At 67.6% G+C, this 22,641-nt stretch carries 20 protein-coding genes; 9 read left to right on the top strand and 11 right to left on the bottom strand.

Features of this window, described 5'->3' with window-relative positions:
- Window positions 1-63: 63 nt before the first annotated feature.
- Window positions 64-2,013 carry a RecQ family ATP-dependent DNA helicase gene (locus OJA40_RS01675; protein WP_208425996.1) on the top strand — a complete coding sequence of 650 codons (1,950 nt, stop codon included), beginning with the start codon at window positions 64-66 and terminating at the stop codon, window positions 2,011-2,013.
- 14 nt (window positions 2,014-2,027) lie between these two features.
- Here OJA40_RS01675 and OJA40_RS01670 read toward each other — a convergent pair whose 3' ends face one another.
- The 11 genes from OJA40_RS01670 to trpE all read right to left on the bottom strand — a co-directional run bounded on the left by OJA40_RS01670 (window position 2,028) and on the right by trpE (window position 12,499).
- Entirely contained in the window at window positions 2,028-2,453 is a 426-nt protein-coding gene (locus OJA40_RS01670) for a DUF4296 domain-containing protein (RefSeq protein ID WP_208425995.1), read from the bottom strand.
- Complete coding sequence (locus OJA40_RS01665; protein ID WP_208425994.1) at window positions 2,453-3,601, bottom strand: DUF4837 family protein; 1,149 nt, start codon at window positions 3,599-3,601, stop codon at window positions 2,453-2,455. The genes OJA40_RS01670 and OJA40_RS01665 overlap by 1 nt, the downstream gene beginning before the upstream one ends.
- A 124-nt stretch (window positions 3,602-3,725) precedes the next feature.
- A complete protein-coding gene (gene trpA, locus OJA40_RS01660; protein ID WP_208425993.1) occupies window positions 3,726-4,562 on the bottom strand; it encodes a tryptophan synthase subunit alpha in 837 nt (278 codons plus the stop codon).
- A gap of 42 nt (window positions 4,563-4,604) precedes the next feature.
- Window positions 4,605-5,825: a tryptophan synthase subunit beta gene (trpB, locus tag OJA40_RS01655; RefSeq protein ID WP_263791652.1), complete on the bottom strand. Its 1,221-nt coding sequence runs from the start codon at window positions 5,823-5,825 to the stop codon at window positions 4,605-4,607.
- Window positions 5,826-5,903: 78 nt separating this feature from the next.
- Window positions 5,904-6,569, bottom strand: coding sequence for a phosphoribosylanthranilate isomerase (locus OJA40_RS01650; protein WP_208425991.1), 666 nt, complete (start codon window positions 6,567-6,569; stop codon window positions 5,904-5,906).
- Window positions 6,570-6,639: 70 nt separating this feature from the next.
- Window positions 6,640-7,452 (bottom strand): indole-3-glycerol phosphate synthase TrpC, encoded by an 813-nt coding sequence (gene trpC, locus OJA40_RS01645; RefSeq protein WP_208425990.1) that lies wholly within the window; start codon window positions 7,450-7,452, stop codon window positions 6,640-6,642.
- A 60-nt stretch (window positions 7,453-7,512) separates the two neighbouring features.
- Window positions 7,513-8,547, bottom strand: a complete 1,035-nt coding sequence (gene trpD, locus OJA40_RS01640; protein WP_208425989.1) for an anthranilate phosphoribosyltransferase — start codon at window positions 8,545-8,547, stop codon at window positions 7,513-7,515.
- Between the two features lie 45 nt (window positions 8,548-8,592).
- Complete coding sequence (locus OJA40_RS01635; RefSeq protein ID WP_208425988.1) at window positions 8,593-9,195, bottom strand: anthranilate synthase component II; 603 nt, start codon at window positions 9,193-9,195, stop codon at window positions 8,593-8,595.
- A gap of 124 nt (window positions 9,196-9,319) precedes the next feature.
- A complete protein-coding gene (gene trpS, locus OJA40_RS01630; RefSeq protein ID WP_263809848.1) occupies window positions 9,320-10,354 on the bottom strand; it encodes a tryptophan--tRNA ligase in 1,035 nt (344 codons plus the stop codon).
- A gap of 48 nt (window positions 10,355-10,402) precedes the next feature.
- On the bottom strand, window positions 10,403-10,882 hold the full coding sequence (locus OJA40_RS01625; protein ID WP_208425986.1) for a hypothetical protein: 480 nt from the start codon (window positions 10,880-10,882) through the stop codon (window positions 10,403-10,405).
- A gap of 108 nt (window positions 10,883-10,990) precedes the next feature.
- Entirely contained in the window at window positions 10,991-12,499 is a 1,509-nt protein-coding gene (gene trpE, locus OJA40_RS01620) for an anthranilate synthase component I (RefSeq protein WP_263791658.1), read from the bottom strand.
- 361 nt (window positions 12,500-12,860) lie between these two features.
- Between trpE and OJA40_RS01615 the strand changes: the two genes are divergently transcribed.
- From OJA40_RS01615 to OJA40_RS01580, 8 genes are all read left to right on the top strand, one after another.
- Window positions 12,861-14,099, top strand: coding sequence for a vitamin K epoxide reductase family protein (locus tag OJA40_RS01615; protein ID WP_208425984.1), 1,239 nt, complete (start codon window positions 12,861-12,863; stop codon window positions 14,097-14,099).
- Window positions 14,100-14,524: 425 nt separating this feature from the next.
- Window positions 14,525-14,890, top strand: coding sequence for a YdcF family protein (locus OJA40_RS01610; RefSeq protein WP_480918965.1), 366 nt, complete (start codon window positions 14,525-14,527; stop codon window positions 14,888-14,890).
- Entirely contained in the window at window positions 14,880-16,154 is a 1,275-nt protein-coding gene (locus OJA40_RS01605) for an MgtC/SapB family protein (RefSeq protein ID WP_208425982.1), read from the top strand. Before OJA40_RS01610 ends, OJA40_RS01605 begins: the two co-directional genes overlap by 11 nt.
- A 73-nt stretch (window positions 16,155-16,227) precedes the next feature.
- On the top strand, window positions 16,228-16,671 hold the full coding sequence (locus OJA40_RS01600; RefSeq protein ID WP_208425981.1) for a hypothetical protein: 444 nt from the start codon (window positions 16,228-16,230) through the stop codon (window positions 16,669-16,671).
- A 180-nt stretch (window positions 16,672-16,851) separates the two neighbouring features.
- The gene (locus OJA40_RS01595; protein WP_208426002.1) at window positions 16,852-18,489 is read left to right on the top strand and encodes a peptide chain release factor 3; all 1,638 of its coding nucleotides are present in this window, start codon (window positions 16,852-16,854) and stop codon (window positions 18,487-18,489) included.
- 251 nt (window positions 18,490-18,740) lie between these two features.
- Window positions 18,741-19,994 carry an inorganic phosphate transporter gene (locus OJA40_RS01590; RefSeq protein ID WP_208425980.1) on the top strand — a complete coding sequence of 418 codons (1,254 nt, stop codon included), beginning with the start codon at window positions 18,741-18,743 and terminating at the stop codon, window positions 19,992-19,994.
- Window positions 19,995-20,042: 48 nt separating this feature from the next.
- Entirely contained in the window at window positions 20,043-20,645 is a 603-nt protein-coding gene (locus tag OJA40_RS01585; protein ID WP_208425979.1) for a hypothetical protein, read from the top strand.
- A gap of 281 nt (window positions 20,646-20,926) precedes the next feature.
- Window positions 20,927-22,639, top strand: coding sequence for an amidase (locus tag OJA40_RS01580; RefSeq protein WP_263809846.1), 1,713 nt, complete (start codon window positions 20,927-20,929; stop codon window positions 22,637-22,639).
- Window positions 22,640-22,641 lie beyond the last annotated feature (2 nt).

The raw sequence follows: 22,641 nt of genomic DNA, 5'->3' as shown, positions 1-22,641 counted from the left end.
GTGCGCGGGCAAACATAATAGCTGATCGCGGAAAATGGAATTCGACTTGAGCCCCCCTTGTTGATGGCCGACCTGACGTCGCATTCGGTTGAGGAGGCGCGCCGTGCGATGCAGCGCGGGTGGGGGCACGAGTCGTTCCGGCCCGGCCAGAGGGCGGTGCTGGAGCCGCTCCTGGAAGGCCGCAACGTACTGGGCGTGATGCCGACGGGGGGCGGGAAGTCGCTGTGCTACCAGCTCCCCGCCGTGCTTGGCGATGGGTTCGTACTGGTCGTCTCGCCGCTCATCGCGCTGATGCAGGACCAGGTGGGGGCGCTTCAGGCCCAGGGCATCGCCGCCACGTTCATCAACAGCACCCTGCCCGGCTACGAGGTGGAGCAGCGCTGGACGAATGCGGAGCACGGGCAGTACGATCTTGTCTACATGGCCCCCGAGCGCTTCGCGACGGAGGTTTTTCAGGCCCGGGCGGAGCGCCTGGACGTGTCGCTGATGGCGGTTGACGAGGCCCACTGCGCGAGCGAATGGGGCCATCACTTCCGGCCCGACTATCTCCAGATCCCCGACGCCCGGGCGCAACTGGGAACGCCCCCCACCGTGGCCCTCACCGCCACGGCCACCCCGGCGGTGCGTCAAGACATTCTCGATCTGTTGGAGCTGCCGGACGCCGTCGAGGTGGTGCGGGGGTTTGACCGCCCCAACATCACGTGGTCCGTCTTCCGCACCGACAAGAAGTGGGAGCGCCTCCGTGCGGTCGTCGACGCGGTGCCGGGGACGGGCATCGTCTACGTCCCCACGCGCCGGGACGCGGCCCGGTGGCGAAAGCGGCTCGACGCGCACGGCGTTTCCGTGGCGGCGTACCACGGCGGCCTGGATGCTGAGGCCCGCGAGCACCGCCAGCAGGCCTGGGTCGACGACGACCTGCGGGTCATGGTGGCGACCAACGCCTTTGGGATGGGCATCGACAAGCCCGACGTGCGCTTCGTGGTGCACATGGCCCCCCCATCGTCGCTGGAGAGCTACTACCAGGAGGCGGGCCGGGCCGGGCGTGACGGAAAGCGGGCCCACGCGGTGCTCTTGTACCAGCCCACCGACGCCGACACGCAGGCGGCCCTGATCGAATCCTCACACCCTACGGCCGAAGAGGTGCGGGCGGTCTACGACGCGGTCTGCAGCGTGGGACAGATCCCGGTGGGGAGCGAGCCGGACGGGCCGCTCGCCGTCCGTCTCGACGCTGTCCTGAAAACGACCGGCTTTTCGCGGACGAAGGTGCGAACCGCCGTCGACCTGATCGACCGGCAGGGGGCGTGGACGGTTCTGCCGCGCCGCAAGCATTTCGGCCTCCTGCGGTTCTCGGCGTCGGCCCGAGAGGTTCGCGAATACGCCGACACGGCAGGCAACCGGGCGCTGGCCGCGTTTGTGCGGACCCTATTGCGGGCCGTCCACGCCGACGCGTTTCGGGGGTGGTGGCCCCTCGACCTGCGGGCCGTCGGGCGCCGGGCAGACCTGTCCCGAGACCGCCTCCGTGCCGGGCTGCGCTACCTGGAGGAGCAGGGGGTGCTCCGTTGGAAACCGCCGGGGGCGGCCCTTCAGGTGGAGCTCGCCCACCCCCGCGCCTCGAAATTGCCCGTGGACGACCAGGCCGTCCAGAGTGCCCGGCGGCGGGCCGAAACGCGGCTCCAATACATGCTCCGGTACACGCGGTCGGTAGCGTGTCGGCGGTGGGCCCTGCTCACCTACTTCGGGGAGGAGGCCGACGAGCAGTGTGACGCGTGCGACGTGTGTCTCGGCCGGCATCAGCCCGCGGCCATTACCCCCGATGACGAGCCGGTCCTTCGCCGCATCCTGGAGCAGGTGGCCGCGTCGACCCCGCGCGAGGAGTGGTTCGACGACCCGCCGGTGCCGCCCCGGCGCATCGACGAGCTCGTGGAGTGGCTCGTCGAGGAGGACTACCTGGCCGTGGGGGATCCCCTTGACGGATCGGTGCGCCTCACGGAGCGGGCAGAAAACTGGCTCTGAGGCGGGGCGCGGGGCTACGGAGCGTCGGAGGCCTTTCGGGAACGGTCCTTAAGAGAGTCCGGGATGCTTCGCGAATCAGGCCTGCGTCGGTCCGGGCGCCGCAGGGCCTGGAGGGTATCGATCACGGTCTGGTACATCGCCTCGAAGCGATCCGGGCGACGGGTGTAGTGCCGCAGGGTGGCCTCGAATTCGGACGGCTCCACGTCGTACCGCGCGAGAATCGAGTCTCGAAGGCCCGGAGGCGTCGCCACGTCCCGGGATTGGCGCGAGGAGGCCATGTGTAGCTCCGTCAGCACGCGCGTGAACGTGGTGTCCGGAAGCGGCGTGTCGCCGGCCGAGAACCCCGAGCATCCCACCATTAATCCGAGACCGATGGCGGCCCCGACCATGCCCCACCGACGAGGAGGGACCGAGCGGAGAAGAGAGGAGACCGTGGGCATTACTTTGCGGCGGTCGGCGACGCATCCGGCGAGCGGCTTCCTTCCGCGGTGCGGAAGGTACGGGCCATGACCTCCATCTGCCGGAGGAGGTCGATCTTGTCGTTGTCGGGGGCAAAGATCGACCCGTCCAGCATGTACACCCGATCCGTGGCCTGGTCGTAGAACGTGTAGTTTACGAACGGCCCCCCACCCCCGACGGGGCGAAGCTCGTTGCCCCCACCGAACGGGGCGACCATGTACCAGAGGCCCCGCGAGTCGTACGCGTACCGGTCCAGAAACGAGCGCTGTTCGGTCTCCAGGGGGCGCCGGTAGTCGATCTTTGCAAACCCCCGGACGTTGCCCCGTAGATGGCGACGCGTGAGCGAGTCGCGGGTGTTGTAGATCCACTCGGGGGTGATCTGGTCGGGACTGACGTCCTCAACGTAGTAGACGAAGAACTCGCGTCGCGTCTGGGCGAGAAGACGCCGCAGCCAGACGAACCCTTCCGATCCGGTCGTGGTGTCGACGGCAATCTGAAAGTCCGACTGCATGTTCACGGCAAAGCCGTGGCGCTGCATGAGGGTGTCCTCGAGCGCCGACCGGCGATCGTCCTCGTACATATTCCGGTCCATGCGTTGGAGCGTCGCCTCCGTGAACGTGTCTCGGATCTGCGTCCCCTGGCTCTGGAACGTCTCGGCGAGCGCGTCCGGGCTGGCCGCTGCGACGTAGTAGATGCGCTGGCTGCGGCGCCACAAGTTCGGCTTGGGGACGACGGCGGTCTGGCCGTCCAGGATGGCCTGCTCCGCCTCGTCCGAAAGACGCCGCCGCAGAAATGACGTCTCGTTCGTCGAGTCGCTGAGGGGCGCCGCGATGATGACGTTTTTCAGGTCCTGAACGCGCTCGTACGTGCGTTCGTCCGTCAACTCCAGGTGGCGCAGCTGAAAAGAGCGCTCCGACACCGGGAGGGTTTCGACCCAGGGCGTGACGTGTGCGCGCAGCGCCTCGCCGCTGGGGCCCGTCCAGTGCGAGCTGTCCATGACGACGGTGATTTCGCCGATGGGCCCCACGGCACGGGGGCGGTAGTCGCCCTCACATCCGGACAAGAGGAGCAGACCGGCGAGCAGCGTCCCGAGCAGGAGGGCATCGGGAACGACAAGAGTGCGGCGCATGGGAGGGAAGATGGAGAAGTGAACTGGAACGCACCCCCTCACACGACCAAGCACAACGATTGCTCCGGGGCCGTTCCATTCCCGACGCGCGTTTTGAGACGACGACCGGGCGCGCCGCCCGGCCTCATGCCGGGTTGGGTTGAGGGATGGGGACCGGCGTCCCCGACTTGAGGTGGCGGGCAAACCCCTCCACCTTGTCGAGGCGGTCCGCCGTCGGCCGCTCCGGGGCGTCCCAAAGGGCCTCAACGCGGTTGATGAGGGCGGAGCCGACAATGAAGCCGTCGGTGTGCCGGCTCAGCTCCATTGCGTCGTCGTGGGTCTTGATGCCAAAGCCGACGAGGAGGGGGTTCCGAGCCACAACGTCTCGGGCGTGCATCAGATACTCGTCCACGCTCGGCGTCTCGGCCAGGTCGCTGCCTGTGAGGCCGGTCACGCTCACGGCGTAGACGAAGCCCGTGGCCCGCTCGTCGACGACTCGAATCCGCTCGTCGGAGGTGTTGGGGGCAATCAGGAAGACCAGCTCCAGGCCGTGGGCGGCGGCCGCGTCGCAGAGCGCGTCGCTCTCCTGCGGGGGCAGGTCCGGCAGGATGAGGCCGTCGACGCCGGCCGCCGCCGCGTCCCGACAAAAAGCGTCGATCCCGTACTTGAAGACCGGGTTGACGTAGCCCATCAGCAGGAGGGGCGTCTCGCTGTCCGCCCGGAATGCCTCGACGGTCTGGAGGGTGTCGGCCAGCGTGACTCCGTGGGAGAGGGCCTGGGCGCTGGCTCGCTGAATGGGACGCCCCTCGGCCAGCGGATCGCTGAAGGGCATGCCCAGCTCAATGAAGTCGGCCCCCCCGCGATCAATCGCGTGGAGTAGGGGGACGGTCGCGTCGGGATTCGGAAACCCGTCCGTGAGGAAGAGCCCCATGGCCTTTTCGTCGGGGCCGAGGGCATCGAACGTCTCGTCGAGTCGCGACATGAGGATCGGGGGATGAGAGACGAGGGGGCGAGATGCTCGTTTCTACCGGTGTGCGGCGATGGTCTGCATGTCCTTGTCGCCCCGGCCGGAGCAGTTAAAGACGAGCACGGCGTCCTCCCCGCGCTCCTCGGCCAGGGTGCGCGCCAGCTCGGGCAGGAGGGCGACGGCGTGCGCCGTCTCGAGCGCCGGAATGATGCCTTCCGTTTGGGAGAGAAGCTCCACCCCGTCCAGGGCCTCGTCGTCGGTCACCGGGTGGTAGGAGACGCGCCCCTCGTCGCGCAGGTGGGCGTGCTCGGGCCCCACGCCGGGGTAGTCGAGGCCGGCGGAAAGCGAGTGGGCGAGGCTCACCTGACCGGTGTCGTCCTGCAGGAGGTAGCTCATCGCCCCATGCAGGACGCCCGGCGACCCCTCGGCAAGGGTGGCCGCGTGGTCGCCGTCGAGGCCGCCGCCCGCCGCCTCTGTCCCGTGCAGTTGCACCTCGGGGTCGTCGAGGAACGGATGGAAGATGCCGATGGCGTTGGAGCCGCCCCCCACGCAGGCCGCGATGGCGTCCGGCGTCTCCCGGCCGGTCTCCTCACGGAGCTGGCGGCGCGTCTCGGTGCCGATCACCCGGTGAAAGTTGCGCACCATCATGGGGTACGGGTGCGGGCCCACGACGGAGCCGATGATGTAGAACGTGTCGTCCGGGTTGGACACCCAGTCCCGGATGGCCTCGTTGGTGGCCTCCTTCAGGGTTTGGCTGCCCGAGGTCGCCGCCCGAACCTCCGCGCCCAGCAGCTCCATGCGCTCCACGTTGAGGCGCTGGCGTTCCATGTCCTCCGCCCCCATATAAATCACGCAGTCGACGCCGAACTTGGCGCAGACCGTGGCGGTGGCCACCCCGTGCTGCCCGGCCCCGGTTTCGGCGATGATGCGCTCCTTACCCATGCGCGTCGCCAGCAGGATCTGGCCGAGCGTGTTGTTAATTTTGTGGGCCCCGGTGTGGCAGAGGTCCTCCCGCTTCGCATAGATGCGGGCCCCGCCGATCCGTTCGGTCAGGCGGTCGCAGTAGGAGAGGGGGGTGGGCCGCCCGGCGTATTCACGGAGGAGGGCACGGAGGTCGGCCTGGAAGTCCGGGTCGTCCTTATACGTCTCGTAGGCGGCCTTCAGCTCCTCCAGTACAGGGGTTAGGGTCTCCGGCACGAACGCTCCCCCGTACGAGCCGAAGTGGCCGTCGGTATCAGGGAGGGTGTCCGCGCGAGACGTGGTAGCGGGAGAGGACATGGCGGGCAGCTCTTGCAGAGTGAATAGCGGTCGGGAATACCAATACTCTCTTACGCGACACTCGCGTTGCGGTCCGGGTCAGGGGTCATGCGTTTCGGCTTCTTCCAACTCGGCCGCCGCGGCCTGGAACGCATCCATGAACGTGTCGATCTTCTCGAAGCTCTTCTGTCCGGGGGCGGACTCCAGGCTGCTGGACAAGTCGACGGCGAACGGGCGCATCGTTTCGAGCGCCCGGGCCACGTTGTCGGCGGTGAGCCCACCGGCCAGGAAGACCGGATAGTCCTCCGCCAGCTCGCGGGCAAGGCGCCAGTTGAACGACTCGCCGGTGCCGCCCCACACGCTCGAATCGTGGGTGTCCAGCAGAAAATACTCGACCCCGTCTTCGTAGCGTTCGAAGAGGGCCCGGAGCTGGTTCGGGGCCGCGTCGTGCCGCACGTGAATCGCCTTGATCACGGGGCAGTCGACGCGCTCCACGACGTGGGCGGGCTCCTGCCCGTGGAGCTGGGCAATCTCGAAGCCGGCGGTGTCCACGGCCTCGTTGATCGTGTCGGCGCCGTCGTTCACGAACACCCCAACCGGGGCCGGGCCGTGCACCCATTCGATAATATCGCTGGCGAGGGCCGGAGGGGCGTAGCGGGCGCTCTCCTCGTGTTGGACGAAGCCGAGGTAGTCGGCCCCGGCGCCTGCCAGGTAGCGTGCGTCTTCGAGTTCTGTGATGCCGCAAACTTTTAGCTCAACTCCCATGGGGCATTGCTCTGTGACTGGGGAAAGCGGATGGAGTGATGGCCGTCTCGGGGCCGGCGCCCAGTGGTCGTTAGCCGGCCTGCTGAGCGGCGATCTTCTTGCCCTCGGCGCGGAGCCGAGCGAGCGCCTCGCCGGGATGCTCCGCACGCATCAGGTGCTCGCCGATCAGGACGCCGTTGACGCCGGCCTTGCGGAGGCGCACGAGCGTCTCGGGGTCGCTCAGCCCGCTTTCGGCCACGCGCCCGATCCCCTTCGGGGTTTGGTCGAAGATGCGGAGCGAGTTGTCGAGGTCGACCTCGAAGGTGTGGAGGTCTCGGTTGTTCACCCCCAGGACGCTCACCTGCTCCCAATCGATCTTGTCGAGGTCCTCCTCCTCGTACACCTCCACGAGGCAGGAGAGCCCGAGCTCGGTGGCGGCGGCGTGCAGCTCGGCGAGCAGGCCGGGGTCGAGGGCCGTCGCGATGAGCAAAACCGCGTCGGCCCCCACGGCCCGCGCCTCCACCAGCTGGTACGGGTCGATGATAAAGTCTTTTCGCAGCAGCGGCGTCTCGGGCACGTGGGCACGGATCCAGGCCATGTGCTCCAGGCCCCCCTCAAAGTGGAGCGGCTCCGTAAGCACACTGATCGCGGCGGCGTCGTGCTCGGCGTACTGCTGAGCGATGGCGGCGGGATCGAACGGCTCCCGGATGACGCCCTTGGAGGGAGAGGCCTTTTTGACCTCCGCGATGAACGAGAGGCCCCGCTCTTTCAGGGCCTCCGCGAGGGAGAGGGGCTCCCGCTCGTCGTAGAACGGACGCTCCTTGAGCTCCGAGGCTGGGGTTTCTTGTTTCCGCTGCTCCACGAGCTCGCGGGTGTCGTCGATAATGTCGTCCAGGATGCTCACGGTGAGTGGGGGCGGTGTGGGGAAGGACGCGGTGCGTGCCGTCGCGGGCCGTCCGGCGCCTTACTCGGACTTGGCCTTCTTCGACACGCTTGCGAGGGTGTTGAGGGCGTCGAGCGCGGCGCCCGAGTCGATGCTCTCCGCGGCGGCCTCCAGGCAGGCGTCGAGGTCGGCGTACTGGCCGCTGACGTGGAGCGCATAGGCGGCGTTCAACAGCGCGACGTCGCGGCGGGGCCCTTGGTCCTCCCCGGACAGGATGTTGCGGAGGATGGAGGCGTTGTGCTGAGCGGTACCGCCTTCGAGGGTGGATATGGAGGCCCGATCCAGGTCGTGGCTCTCCGGCCCCACCTCGTGACTCCGCGGGACCGGGTTCTGGTCGGAGGCGTCGTACTCGAAGAGCGTGGTGGAGGCGGAGATGCTGACCTCGTCCAGCCCATCATCGGCGTGCAGCGTGACGACGTGGTCGGCGTCGAGCTCGGCGAGGATGCGCACCATCGTCTGGGCCGTGCTCGTGTCGAAGGCGCCCACGATCTGTCGGGTGACGCCGGCCGGGTTGCAGAGGGGGCCGAGGATGTTGAAGAAGGTCCGGACCCCGAGCGCCTTGCGCACCGGCATGACGTGCCGCATGGCGGGGTGGAAGAAGGGGGCGAACAGGAACGCGATTCCGGCCTCGTGGAGGCAGTGCTCCACGCCCTCCTTTTCGAGGTCGATCTGTACGCCGAGGGCCTCCAGGACGTCGGCGGAGCCGGACTGGGACGAGACCGAGCGGTTGCCGTGCTTGGCCACGGTCGCCCCGGCGCCCGCCGCAATGAAGGAGGCGGTGGTGGAGATGTTGAAGGTGCTGGCCCCGTCGCCCCCGGTGCCGCAAAGGTCGATGGTCTGGGGGTCGTCGGTCTCCACCGAGACGGCAAACTCCCGCATGGTTTTCGTGAACCCGACCAGCTCGTCCAGCGTCTCGCCCCGGGTGCGCAGGCCCATCAACAGGGCGGCGGTGTGCTCGTCCCGCGCAGAACCGCTCATCATCGTGGCCATGGCCTCTTCGGCCTCCGGGCGGGAGAGCGGATCGCCGTCGGCGATGGTTTGAAGCAGGGTGTTCACAGGCAGAAAGGGGTTTCGAGAAAGACGTGGAAGGACTGAGATGGATTAGGATGTGGGGGCGGGGGACCGCTCGTCCAGCGCGATCGAGAGCCAGTTGGCAATGATCGTCGGCCCGGCCCGCGTCATCACGCTTTCCGGGTGGAACTGGATGCCGTACAGCGGATGGGTGCGGTGGCGGAGGGCCATGATCGTGTCGTGCTCCTCCGTCGTGGCCGTCACCTCCAGGTCCTCGTGGGGGAAGGTGTCCGGGTCGATGACGAGGGAGTGGTACCGGGTCGCGTCAAACGACGGGTCGACGTCCTCGAAGAGCGGCGTGCCCTCGTGGAGGACGGGGCTCGTCTTGCCGTGCATCAGCTCGTCGGCCTGGGTGACGGACCCGCCGTAGACCTCCCCGATGGCCTGGTGCCCGAGGCAGACGCCCAGGATCGGGGTCGTCGCGCCGAGCTTCCGGATGACCGGCTCCGTGATGCCGGCCTCCGACGGATGGCCCGGGCCTGGCGAAATCAAAATGCCGTCCGGGTCCCGGGCCGCCACGTCCGCGACCGTAAGGTCGTCGTTGCGGACCACCTCCACATCATCCGTCTCGCGGCCCGCAAGGTGGACGAGGTTGTAGGTGAACGAGTCGTAGTTGTCTATGACCAGAATCATGGGTGGGGCGGAATGGGGAGCGGGAAGTCAGATGGGTCTTTGGAGCGGGGACGGCCGGGATCATCGCGTCGTCGTGCGGGACGCGCATCGGGAGCCGTCACGACGGCCGGGCCGTCACCGCCCGTCAGTGGGTACGGACCAGGCCGACCCGGTCGCGCACCTTTTCCAGGAGGGGCTCGGCCTGGGCCCGGGCCTCCGTCGCGCCCTGCCGGAGCACGTCGCGCACGTAGTCCGGGCGCTGTTCGAGGTCGTTGCGGCGGGCCCGTGCGTCGGCGAAGTGCTCCTCGATCAGTTCTTTGAGCGCCTGCTTGGCGTGCCCGTAGCCGTACCCGCCGGCCCGGTACTTATCCGCGATCTCCTGCTGGGTCTCCGCGTCGGCAAACAGGGTGATCAGGGCGAAGACGTTGCAGGACGCGGGGTCCTTCGGGGCGTCGAGGGGGGTGGAGTCGGTCACGATGTTCATCACCTTCTCCTCCAGCGCATCGCCCTCGTCGAAAATGCCGATGGTGTTGTCGTAGCTCTTCGACATCTTGCGCCCGTCTGTGCCGGGGACCACGGCCACGTCGTCGAGAATCTGGGGCTCAGGGACGGGGAGGAGCGGCTCGTCCTCCGGGCAGAACCGGTTGTTAAAGCGACGGGCCAGGTCGCGGGCGATCTCCAGGTTCTGCTTCTGGTCCGCCCCGACGGGCACCAGCGAGCCGCCGTACGCGAGGATGTCGGCGGCCTGCAGCACCGGGTAGTTGAAGAGGCCCGCGTTCGGCGTAAGGCCGGCCTCCACCTTGTCCTTATAGGCCACTCCTTTCTCGAGGGCGCTCGTGGGGAGGAGGTTGAAGAAGATCCACATGAGCTCGGTGACCTCCGGCACGTCGCTCTGCACGAAGAGGGCCGCCTCGTTGGGGTCGAAGCCGAGGGCGAGGTAGTCCAGCGCCACGTTGAAGGTGTGCTCGCGGAGCCGCTCCGCGTCCTGCACCGTCGTCATCGCGTGGTAGTTCACGATGAAGTAGTAGGCGTCGTGCTGCCGGTGCAGAGCAATGTGTTGGCGAAGGGCCCCAAAGTAGTTGCCCAGGTGCAGGCGGCCGGACGGCTGGATGCCGGAGACCACGACCGGGTCGGCGGGGCGTTCGGTGTCCGGGGGCGAGGCAGAGTCGGGGGCTTCCATCGGGGCAGGGGGCGTGAGGGCGTGGAGGGACAAGGCGTCGGGGGCGTGCTACGCCGCGTTGCCGATGCGTCGTTGGAGGGCGTCGAGGGCGTCGAGGCGGTCCTGGCTGTTGCTCCGGATTGCCTGGAGCACCCCGCGGGTCCGCATCTGGTGTTCGAGGTCGAGCTCCGCCCCGAGGGCGTCGTTGAACGCCGTCTCGAGGTCGTGGAGCTCCTCGAAGAGCTTGCTCAGCGACCCCTTCAGCGTAAAGTCCTCGGGGGAGAGGTCCGTGCCGTTGTACGGCGTGCCGCCGCAGCTCAGGACGGTCTCGGACAGTTTGCCCACGTCGGTGCGGGCGGTCTTCTGGAGGCGCTCCAGCACGTCCACGACACGCTCGTCGTCGCAGTGGCGGATGGCGGCGCCGTAGTGGTGGTTCAGCTCAATGTGCTGCCGGATGAGTGGGTCGATGCGGTCGACCGTCTCGGACCGGCTGAGCGTCTGGCCGGCCCAGCCGCGGTTGAGAAGGGCCTCTTTGATTGGGTTCGGCATAACCGGGAAGAGGGATTGGAAGACAGAGCGTGGTTGGTACCGTCGTCCGGGGGGGAAGTTTGCGGGCGGGGCGGTGCGAGGGGCGACCGGCGGGGCGTGGCCAAGCGGTTACAGCAGCCCCTCCGAGGCCACCCGAAGGGCCTGCCGGAGGGCGGCGGCCTTGTCCCGGGTTTCCTCGTACTCGCGGGCAGGGTCGCTGTCCGCGACGATGCCCGCCCCGGCCTGCACGTACGCCGTCTCGTCGGCCACGACCATGGTGCGGATGGTGATGCAGGTATCGAGGGTTCCGGAGAAGTCGACATAGCCGACGGCCCCGGCGTAGACCCCGCGCCGGGAGGGCTCCAGGTCGTCGATGATCTCCATCGCCCGCACCTTGGGCGCGCCACTGACCGTCCCGGCCGGGAAGCAGGCCGCCAGGGCGTCCATGGAGCTCTGATCGGGGGCGAGCGCGCCCTTGACCGACGACACGATGTGCATGACGTGGGAGTACCGTTCGACGTAGGCGTACCGGTCCACCTCCACGGTGGCGTACTGGCAGACGCGGCCCAGGTCGTTGCGGCCCAGGTCGACGAGCATCAGGTGCTCGGCGCGCTCCTTGGTGTCGTCGAGCAGCTCCTCGGCGAGGGCCTCGTCTTCCTCCTCGTCCTCGCCCCGCGGCCGCGTGCCGGCGATCGGCAGCACCTCGGCCGTGCCGTCCTCGGCCCGCACCAGCACCTCCGGCGACGAGCCCACGAGCGCGAGGTCGTCGAGGTCGAGGTAAAAGAGGTAGGGCGAGGGATTGACCTGTCGCAGGGCGCGGTACAGGTTGAAGCGGTCCCCCTCGAAGGCGGTCGCAAAGCGCTGCGACAGGACGACCTGAAAGATGTCGCCCTTCTGGATGTGATCCTTGGCCGTCCGGACGGCGTCCTCGAAGGCAGGCTGCTCGATGTTAGACGTGAGCTCCGCCTGCGTCCACTCGACGGGGGCTGGGGGATCGGAGGGGCGCTTAAGGTCCGCCTCCAGGTCGGCGAGGCGGGCCTGGGCGTGTTCGAACGCGGCGCGCAGGTCCGTCTCCTCGTCGACGAACACGTTCGCCATCAGCACGAGCTGGTGGCGGACGTGGTCGAAGGCGGCGACGGTGTCGTAGAAGCACCACACCGCGTCGGGGAGGCCGAGGTCGTCCGGGGGCGCGTCCGGGAGGTCCTCCACGAGACGCACGGCGTCGTATCCGAGGTAGCCCACGGCCCCGCCCCTCAGCCGGGGCAGGTCCGGCAGTTCGACCTCCTCGTACCGGTCCAGGTACGCATCCAGCACCTCAAAGATGGAGCCGGTAGGGGGGGGCAGGCCGGCCTCCGGCGAGGGCGTGCGGCGCTCGTCCACCTCGACCGTGGCCCCAAACGCCTGGCCCGTTAGAATGCGGTACGGGTCCCGTCCCAGAAAGGAGTAGCGGGCCAACTTCTCCCCCCCTTCCACGCTCTCGAAGAGAAAGCTGAATGGAGAGTCCTCTCGGAGGGCGAGGTACGCCGAGACCGGGGTGAGGAGATCGGCACTCCGACGGGCGTGTACGGGCACCACGAGACGCGACAGGCCGCTGGCCCGGGCAGTGTCGACACGTGTGCGAAAGTCGTCGTAGGTCATGTGTGGAGAAGACAAGGGGCAAAACAAAAACCCGCCACCAATTGGCAGCGGGTCCAGAGCCATTCAGTACGAGGGGCAGTGCACAGCAGTCAGGCACGCAGGGGGCTCTCGACCCGTAGGGAAGGCCGCCAGAGCCACCAGCCGAAGGATGTGGTGCCGCTTTTGTCAATCATACAGCCACAGAGTACCACCCAGAATCACCATTCGCAACGGGAACGGTTTGAAATTCAATTGGAGGATCGGCGGGCGGGCGGCAGGGGCCCTGCCCGGCCAGGATCCGTTGCGCGGGGAGGGAGGAACCTGCAGTGGGCTCAAGTTTTGGTTCTACGGACCCCCAATCCCGACCCCAATCCAAGCGGCCATGCCTCTGGTGCAGACTCTTCGCGAACGGCTGCGGGGATACCGTCCGCGCCTGGAGGCTGTGGTGTTTGGGCTTTCCCTGTTGGGGGTTCTCGACGTCGTGCACCTCTTGATCCAGCAGGCCAGGACCTTCGAGAATGGATGCCTCGGGGGCTCCGCGCTCGGGGGCGGTTCGTCCATCTTCGACTGCGCGGCGGTAACCGCCGGGGCGGGAAGCGAACTCCTGGGGGTGCCCAACACAACCTGGGGGCTCGGGTTTTATGGGATGGTCGGCGTGCTCACCGTCGCCGTCTTCTGGGTCGTGCCGAGGGTGCGAGCATGGATCCACGGGGCCCGAATCGGTCTGCTCACGGGCGGGATTGCGTACTCGGCGTACCTCACGTACCTCCAGTTTGGGCCCCTGAAGGCCCTGTGCCTTCTGTGTTTGGGATCGGCCCTGATCACGACCCTCCTGTTTGCAGGACAGGTTGCCCTGCTTGCTTCCTCACCAACAGCCCCTCCTAATTCCATGTCGTCTCGACTCGTAAAACGGCAGGTCGCCCTTTTCGTCTACTGCGCCGCCGCCGCGGCCGTCCTCGTCGGGATGGATCTTGTCTACTTCGACGAGACGAGTGCAGCGGCCCCGCAGCCCCGCTCCGCGTCCGAGTCGGCCGCCCCGGCCCAGTGCGACCTCGACGACTCGAAGACGCCGTTGCAGGACCAGGGGGCCTCCCTCGTCGGCTTTCAGGACATCACCGCGGGCAGCAACGAAGCGGGGGTGACGGTCATCGAGTACTTTGATCCAAACTGTCCCCACTGCAAAGACTTTCACCAGGTCATGAAGCAGGTGGTGGAGGCCCACCGCGACGAGGTGCGGTTTGTCTACAAGCCGTTCCCGCTCCGTCGCTCGTCGCTGCCGGAGATCCAGGCCCTGTACGTGGCGGCCCAGTCCGACAAGTTTAACGAGATGCTGGAGGCGCAGTACGCGCGCCAGGGACCGGGCGGCATCGGAATGCAGGACCTCCGGGCCATCGCGAACGAGATTGACCTCGACCCCAGTGTGCTGAGCGAACGGGTGGAGCAGAACGAGTATCGGAATCAGGTCCTTCAGCAGCGGAAGCGGGCCGTGAAGGTTGGGGTCGACAGCACCCCGACGGTACTGATCAATGGGCACTTTGTAGAGTCTCGCACCCAGAAGTGCCTGAACACCTTCATCGAGCAGGCGAAATCCGGAACCCTCGGCGGCACGGCGTCCGGATGAGGGGCCTCACTCGGGTGGCGGCTGCCACGCCCACACGGGCCGCCTCGGGCGTGAGCATTCCCGATGCTCTCGCCGCCGCACTCCGGGCCCCACTGTGCAGGCCCACTGGTTTGCCGACGACGGCACGTTTTCCAACAGCGAACCCCTCCCGGCGCCGGTCGTGCGGGGCCGGACGCAACGGAATCGACGCGGCGGATGGCCCGCTGCCCGACCGGTGGGGCGCCGAGTCATGGGGACACTTCTTCGCGGTCTGCCCGCCCCCCACGACCGGTTCGCGTCCGGTGGGCGCAGAGGAACACCGGCCCCTCCCGTAGACGACATCTCTCCGGGTCGCTTCTCGTCACCAACCTTCTGAGCCTCTTCGGTCATCCCCTGTTCCTCGGCCTGGTGCTCGTGGGCGCAGGGATCGGCGGGGACTTCACCGTGTGCTCCTGATGACCTCCGCCCTGCACATGCCCCGGGCCCTTGCGGTCTTTCGGAGTGCGGGCATCAAGGCCGTGCCGGCGCCGACGGACGTTCAGGTGGGCGACCGACGTCACACCGTGCCCGACGTGCTCCCCGACGCCGGGGCCCTGGCCGGACCCACCGCTGCCATCCGCGAATATGTAGGGCAACTCGTGTACGACGGGCGCGGCTGGATCGACGGCCCCCTGTCACCGACGGATCCCGGGGCGCGAGAGATGCGACGGCCCGCTGTTCACCCTCTGCCTCGGCCCCCGTCCGTTGATGGCGTGCGGGCGGCCTCCTCGACGACACCTCCTTCCGACTGGGCACCGCACCATGCCGTCTGACACGCTGACGCTGTTCTACCGCTTTGGGGTGGCCCTCGTCCTTGGGCTCTTCATGGGGCTACAGCGCGAGTATGCGTACCGCGACCGGGCCGACGGGGAGGGGGAGCTGATCGCCGGCGCACGGACCTTTCCCATCATTGCGCTCCTGGGGGCGGCGTCGGCCCTGGGCGCCACTGAACTTGAGAGCGCGTGGCCGTTCGCAATGACTGTTATTGCAATAGGAATCTTGCTTGCCGTCGGGCATTTCCTCCAGGCCCGAGCGCGAGACACCGGCCTCACCACCGAGATGGCGGCACTCGTGGCCTTCTTCACCGGGGGGCTTTGCTACTGGGGGAATCTCCGCTTGGGCGCGGCCCTCGGGGTTGGGACGGCGGTGCTCCTGTCGCTGAAGGTGCAAACCCACGCCCTCGCCCGCACGCTCGATCAGGAAGATGTAATCGCGACCCTCAAGTTTGCGGTCATCACGGTCATTGTGCTGCCCCTGCTGCCGCGGCAGGGCTACGGCCCGTCGCCGTTCGACGTGCTGGTCCCGTACAACGTCTGGCTCATGGTCGTGCTGATTTCTGGGATCAGCTTCCTGGGGTACGTGCTCATTAAGGTCGTGGGCCCGCGTCGCGGCGTGGGACTGACGGGCATTCTTGGGGGGCTCGCGTCGAGCACGGCCGTCACGTTGAGCGTCGCGGAACGGAGCCGAGACTCGGAAGGGCTGGACCGGCCCTTCGCGCTGGCCGTGCTGCTGGCCTGGGCCATCATGTTTGTGCGGGTCATCGTGGAGGTGGCGGTCATCAACCCGCCTCTGCTCCTGACCGTCTGGGCGCCCATCTTGGGGGTTTTCGTCGTAATCCTCGCCTATTGCGGGTACCTGTACGGCGTGCAGCCGGTCGAGAAGCACGACGAACCCCAGACCGTCAAAAATCCGTTTCGCCTTGGCCCGGCCGTCACATTTGGGGTGCTGTACGCCGTCATTCTCGTTGTGTCGAACGGGGCCCAAACCTACTTTGGCGACGCCGGCGTGTACCTGTCGAGCGTCGTGGCGGGGCTGGCGGACGTGGACGCCATCACCCTCTCGATGGCTCGTCTCCACGAAAGTGGGGACGTAGGGGCGGTGCCCGCCACCCGGGCCATTGTGATTGCGGCGGCCGCCAATACGGTGCTCAAGGGCGGCATCGTGGCGCTCACTGGCACGGCGGGCCTGCGGCGGGCGGTGGTGCCGGGCCTCCTCCTCATCGTCGGGGCGTCCGGCGTGGCCCTGCTCTTCATTTGAAGCCGAGAAGACGCGACGCGACGGTCGGGGGCTGTGCGCAGTGCGATGGCGGTACACCCGAGGGTCAATGGCCATGCAGGTCTCTCAGCGCTACATCATCGGGGTGTTGGTTCTGGGGTTCCTGCCCGTGTCGGTGGGGTGGGCGCAGAAGGGGGGCGTGGCCGGCGACACGAGCGCGGCCTGGCACGCAGACGCCTGGACGCCAATCATCGAGAAAAAGGGGCTTCGGGTTTCCTACATCTACTATCCGGACGCCAACAACGAGCACGACGGGATCGTGCTGCGTCTCATCAACGAAAACGAGGTGCCCGTGCAGTACGGATTTACGCTCGTCTTTCGGGCGCCTGCGGCGGACACCACGACTGCGGTCCGGGGCCGCCTGAATCCCGGCGCGATGAAGACCGGGGACGCCGCCGGCCTCTTCTGGGTGCCGTTCCGGGAGGACGATCGGAGCCTGGGGGAGATTGGGCTCCGGGGCCTGTCCGTGGCTCCGCTCCGGCCGTCCCCCCCGGACTGATCATCTACATCTGCGAGGCCGGCAGGGTGAATGCTTCTTGGAGACTGTCTCGGGGCCGAAGGCGTCCAAAACCGTCTGATGTCCGCCTCGTAACGGTACAGTGGATGCTTTTCCATCCGCGATTTATACGTTGTCGTTCTGAAAACCCACCGTTCCCCTGCCGTGAGCACCACCGATGCCCTGTCGCCGGAGGAGGCCACCGCCCCGACGAATGACGTAGATCCAGTCCTCAAGGACGAGATCGAAAAGCGCCGGACGTTCGCCATTATCAGCCACCCGGACGCGGGCAAGACGACCCTTACCGAGAAGCTCCTCCTGAAGGGGGGGGCCATCCACGAGGCGGGTGAGATCAAGGCCCGCAAGGCCGACCGCTTTGCGATGAGCGACTGGATGACGATGGAGAAGGAGCGGGGCATCAGCGTCACCTCCTCGGTGATGCAATTTCCCTACCGGGGCTACGAGCTGAATCTGCTCGACACCCCAGGCCACCGCGACTTTTCGGAGGATACGTACCGCGTCCTCACTGCGGCCGACAGCGTGATCATGGTGCTCGACAACGCGAGCGGCGTGGAGCAGCAGACGGAGAAGCTGATGGAGGTGTGTCGGATGCAGGACACCCCCATCATCACCTTCGTCAACAAGATGGACCGGCACGGCCTGCCGCCGCTCGACATCCTGGAGGACATCGAGGACACGCTCGATCTGGAGACCGTGCCGCTCTCCTGGCCCATCGGGATGGGCAACCGCTTCCGTGGCACCTACAACCTGTACCGGGACGAACTGCACCTCTTCTCCCACGCCGACATGGACGGGGAGCACGAGCGCCTGCCGATTGACGACCTGGAGGACCCCCAGCTCGACGAGGTGCTCGGCGATCAGGCCGACGACCTTCGGTTCGACGTGGAGCTGGTCCGCGAGGCGGGCGACGAGCTGGACCTGCAGGCCTACCTCGGCGGCACACAGACGCCGGTCTTCTTCGGCAGTGCGCTCAGCAACTTTGGGGTGGGGGACATGTTCGACACCTTCGTCGAGATCGCCCCGCCGCCCCAACCCCGTCCCACGGTGACCCGGGACGTCTCGCCGTACGAAGACGACTTTACGGGCGTCGCCTTCAAGATTCAGGCGAACATGGACCCGAAGCACCACGACCGCATGGCCTTCGTGCGGGTCTGCTCCGGAAAATTCGAGAAGGGCATGGAGGTGATCCACCACCGCACCGGGCAGACGATGCGCCTCAATAACGCCACCACGTTCATGGCGCAGGACCGGGAGGGGGTGGACACGGCCTATCCGGGCGATATCATCGGCATCATGAGCCACGGGCGCGTCAAGATTGGGGACAGCTTTTCGACGGCCGAGCCCCTTCACTTTACCGGGGTGCCCAGCTTTGCGCCGGAGCATTTCCGCAAGGTGCGCCTCGACGACCCGTTCCGGTCGAAGCACCTAAGCAAGGGCCTGCAGCAGTTGAGCGAGGAGGGCACCATCCAGGCGTTCCGTCCGCTCCGCGGCAACGACTACATCCTCGGGGCCGTCGGCGAGCTGCAGTTCGACGTGACCCTGGACCGGCTGGAGGACGAATACAATGTGGACGCCCACCTCACGGGCGTGCGCTACGCCTGCTGCCGCTGGATCGACGGTCCGGCGGAGGACCTGGAGGACTTCGAGGCCGAAAACATGGACAGTCTCTTCCGCGACGCCGGCGGGGACCTGGCGTACCTCGCGCTCAGTGACTTTCGGCTGGAGCGCACGATGGAAAATTGGCCCCGCATCAGTTTCAACTCCACGAAGCAGCATACGGCGGAAGAGGAGCACAGCTAGTCCCATTGGGGACATGCCGGCCCCGGTGGATTGTCCTCGCGAGCGCCTTGCGTTGTGGCCCGGTGCGCGTGCCCCGGAGACGGCTTCCTCCGGAACGAGCTTCATCTGGTGGCGACGGCCCACTGCCCCAGATCCAGCACAGACGGCATTTTACGCCCGCGGAGGGGCTTCGGAAGGGGGATCTTTCCGGAAAACCAGTTTGTTTTAGTACGCCTCTGAAACCCTGCAGCACCACGTTCTGACTCGTGACGGTGGGCGATCCGTTTCTCATCGGCGGCGTCATCATTGCGTGCTTCGTCGCGTTCAACATCGGCGGCGCGACGACCGGGCCGGCCTTTGGGCCGGCGGTGGGGGCGAACGTCCTATCGAAGCCCACCGCGGGAGTGCTCATGGCGGTGGCCTTCTTCGGCGGGGCCTACACGATTGGGCGTCGCGTCGTGGACACGCTGGGCACGGAGCTGGTCCACGACCCATCCGTCTTCACGCTCGAAGCGAGCATCATCGTGCTGTTCTTCATCGGCGGCGCGCTGCTCGTGGGCAACCTTTCGGGGGCCCCGGCATCCACGTCGATGACGGCGGTGGGGGCCATCATTGGCCTCGGCCTTGCGAGCGGGGAGCTCAACTTTGCCGTCGTGGGAGAAATTCTCGCCTGGTGGATTCTGTCCCCCATCATTGGCTTTTGGCTCGCCGTCATGGTGGGGCGCTACGGGTACGAGGCCCTCGACCGGCGCGTCGCCATCGAGCAGAGTGACGGCCCGCTGCTGGCGTTCGAGCGTGTAGAGCTGGGAAGGTGGCCTGTGGTCCGTCTCCGCGAGTCCCCCGTCGTGCGGATGGAGCGCATCAGCCCGCAGCTATGGCCGGCCCTCGGGCCCAACACGTCGTGGCGCGAGGCGGTGGGCACGGCCGTGCTGGTGAGCATCGGGTTCTTGATGGCGTTTAGCTCGGGCACCAGCAACATTGCCAACGCCATCGCGCCGCTGGTGGGAAGCGGCGCCCTGGCCATGACCCCCGGCATCCTCATCGGGTGTGGGGCGGTGGCGGTGGGGGCCCTCACGATTGCCCGCCGGACCATGGAGACGCTCGGCAACGACATCACCGACCTGCCGCTGACGGCCGCGATCGTGGTGGCGCTCCTCAGCTCGCTCATCATCATCGCGCTGTCGGCCCTCGGCATCCCGGCGAGTTTCGTCGTGGTCGCCACCCTCTGCATCATCGGCCTCGGGTGGGGGCGCTCCACCCAGGCCGTATCGGTGGCCGAGGCCGTGCGCGGAGACGTATCCCCCCAGGTGTCGGTGGGGGCCTTGGCGCGCGGGGACGACGCGACGGTCGGGGCCGTGCGCTCGCAGTCCGCGCCGCAGGGGGCGTCGCGGCGCCCCGCCCCGGTCCGGTCGGACCTCTTCGACCCCGGGACGAGCGTGCGGGTCGTGCTGATGCAGAACGTGGTGCCCCTGCTGGCGACGGGCGGGTCGTACCTCACCTTCTGGCTGCTCCCTGTAGGGGGATGAGCCCTCGACACCCATCCGCAAAATTGCAACCAAGCGCGCGAGCATCACATGCAGCTACGTGGGCGCCAAACGCAGTTTTATATTGACCTGATCTACGGCCTCGGGTTTGCCGTGGGGTTCGGCTACCTGCTGTTCGTCGGGATGAATCCACTGGTGGCGGCCTTCCAGAGCGGCCTCGTGCTGGGCTATTTCCTGCGCGTGTGGGAGAACATGAGCGTCTACGAGCGCATCCTGCACGAGGAGGTGGCGGCCGAGGCCGAAGCGGTGGTGGCCGACGAGATCGAAGACACGATGCCGGGCGAAGTGGAGGAGGCCGTGGCCGAAGAGATCAAGGACACCATGCCGGGCGAGGTGGAAGAAGCGGTGGCTGAGACCGTTGAGGGCGCCGTGGCTGAGGAGGCCGAGGACGCGGTCCCCGAAGAGGTTACCGCGGAGGTTGAGAAGCAGGTGGCCGAAGAGATGACCGATGAGATCAAGCAGCGAGTGGGGGAGGAGATGGAGGAGCACCTCCAGCAAGTGGGGGAGCGCGTGCCCGAGCACGTCAAGCAAAACCGGGGCGACCGAACGTCCGAGTCCGAGAAGGACGGCGCGGCCACAGGGGAGACTTCGTCGGCGCCTGAGCGGGGCGACGGCGCCTCGTCCGGGGCGTAGGGACGGGACGCCCAGGGCGATCTCGCCGTGGGCACCGTCGCGGTACACCTCGATCCGGATCAGGGGGCCCGTCACCGGTGCTCGTGCTGTCGTCTGTCTGCTTTCCCGTTTGTTTATAGGACGGGTGGATGAGAGAAAAGTGATGAAAGGCTTGTATCTTGTTCCCGCTGCGGATGGAGATTCGACCTGCGGGTGGTTACCGTATGGGTGGCCTGCCCGCTGAGGGAAGGGGCTGGTTGGGTGAATCCCGTTCACGATCTGTCATCTGCTTCGGACATGCCATGTCTATCGATCGACGCCAGTTTTTGGACGCCTGCTCGGCGGTCGGGCTGAGCGGCCTTTTTCCCGGTGCCCTGTACGCGCAGGTGGCCGAGCAGGAGGACGATGCCCCCATCACGACCGAACACGTGGCGGCCGCGGAATCGATTGCCGGGCTCTCCCTCACCGCCGAGGAGCGGGAGCTGTTGGTTGAGAACCTGAACGAGAACCTTGAGCAGTACGAGGCGATGCGGGCGCAGGATCTGCCCAACGCACGAGCCCCGGCGACTACCTTCGACCCGCGCCGCGGCGGGGCGGAACTTCCGGAGGTCCCGCCGTCGGCCGACGGGGCGGAGGTCCCCCTTCCCCCGGTCGGCCGACCTTCTTCTGACGAGGAGCTGGCCTTCGCCTCCATCTCAGAACTGGCCCACCTGCTTCGCGCCCGCACGGTGACCAGTGTGGAGCTGACCGAGCTGGCCCTGCAGCGCCTGCGTCGGTACGACGACCGGCTGCACGCCGTCATTTCGTACACCGAAGAGCGGGCCCTGGCGGCGGCCCGCCGGGCCGACGACGAGCTGGACGCGGGCACGTGGCGCGGTCCCCTACACGGCGTGCCGTACGGGGCCAAGGACCTGCTGGCCGTGCAGGGGACCAAGACAACATGGGGGGCAGAGCCGCACAAGACCCAGACAATCGACGAGACCGCAACTGTCATCGAACGGCTCGACGACGCCGGGGCCGTCCTCGTGGCCAAGCTGTCGCTGGGCGCCCTGGCCTGGGGGGATGTCTGGTACGACGCCACCACCAAGAACCCCTGGAACCTCGACCAGGGCTCCAGCGGCTCGTCGGCGGGGCCGGCCGCGGCGGTGTCGGCGGGCTGCGTGCCCTTCGCCATTGGGTCCGAGACGCTTGGCTCCATCGTCTCGCCGTCCACCCGATGCGGCGTAACGGGCCACCGCCCGACCTTCGGAGCGGTGGGGCGGGGCGGGGCCATGGCGCTCTCGTGGACCATGGACAAGCTCGGCCCCATCGCCCGTTCGGCGCTCGACTGCGCACACGTCTACGACGCGATCCGCGGGGCCGACCCAACAGATCCCGCCTCCGTGGACGTGCCGTTTCCGTTCGACGCGGAACGCTCCGCCGCCTCGTTGCGCGTGGGATACCTGCAAGAGGCATTCGAGGGGGACTACGACAACCAGTCCGCCGACCAGAAGACGCTCGACGTCCTGCGTGGGCTCGGCGTGGAGCTGGAGCCGGTGTCGTGGGACGTCGACGTCCCGGTGGGGGCGCTCTTGAACACGCTCGACGTGGAGGCCGCCGCGGCGTTCGACGAGCTGACCCGCACGGACGGCGTCGACGAGCTGGTTCGGCAGGGCGAGAACACGTGGCCGAATGTCTTCCGCACCGCCCGCTTCGTCCCGGCGGTGGAGCACGTCCAGATGGACCGGCTGCGGGTCGACCTGATGGAGCAGGCCCATGCGGTCATGCGAGACCTCGACGTGCTGGTGAGCCCCAGCTTTGGCGGGGGCACCCTCGGCATCACGAACCTGACGGGGCATCCGTGCGTGTGTCTTCCCAACGCCCTGCGCCCCGTGGAGGAAGGGCCGGATGCGCGCCGCCAGCCGGGCAGCATCAGTTTCGTGGCGCCCCTGTACAGGGACCAGCACGCGCTCACGCTGGCCCACGCCGTGCAGCAGGCGACCGACATCCACCGGCGCCGCCCGCCGATCCAGTAGAC

This window comes from Salinibacter pepae, from assembly GCF_947077775.1.
GTDB classification, from domain to species: domain Bacteria; phylum Bacteroidota; class Rhodothermia; order Rhodothermales; family Salinibacteraceae; genus Salinibacter; species Salinibacter pepae.
The sequence above is the reverse complement of the archived record's forward strand: the minus strand, read 5'-3'. Positions and strand labels throughout refer to the sequence as shown.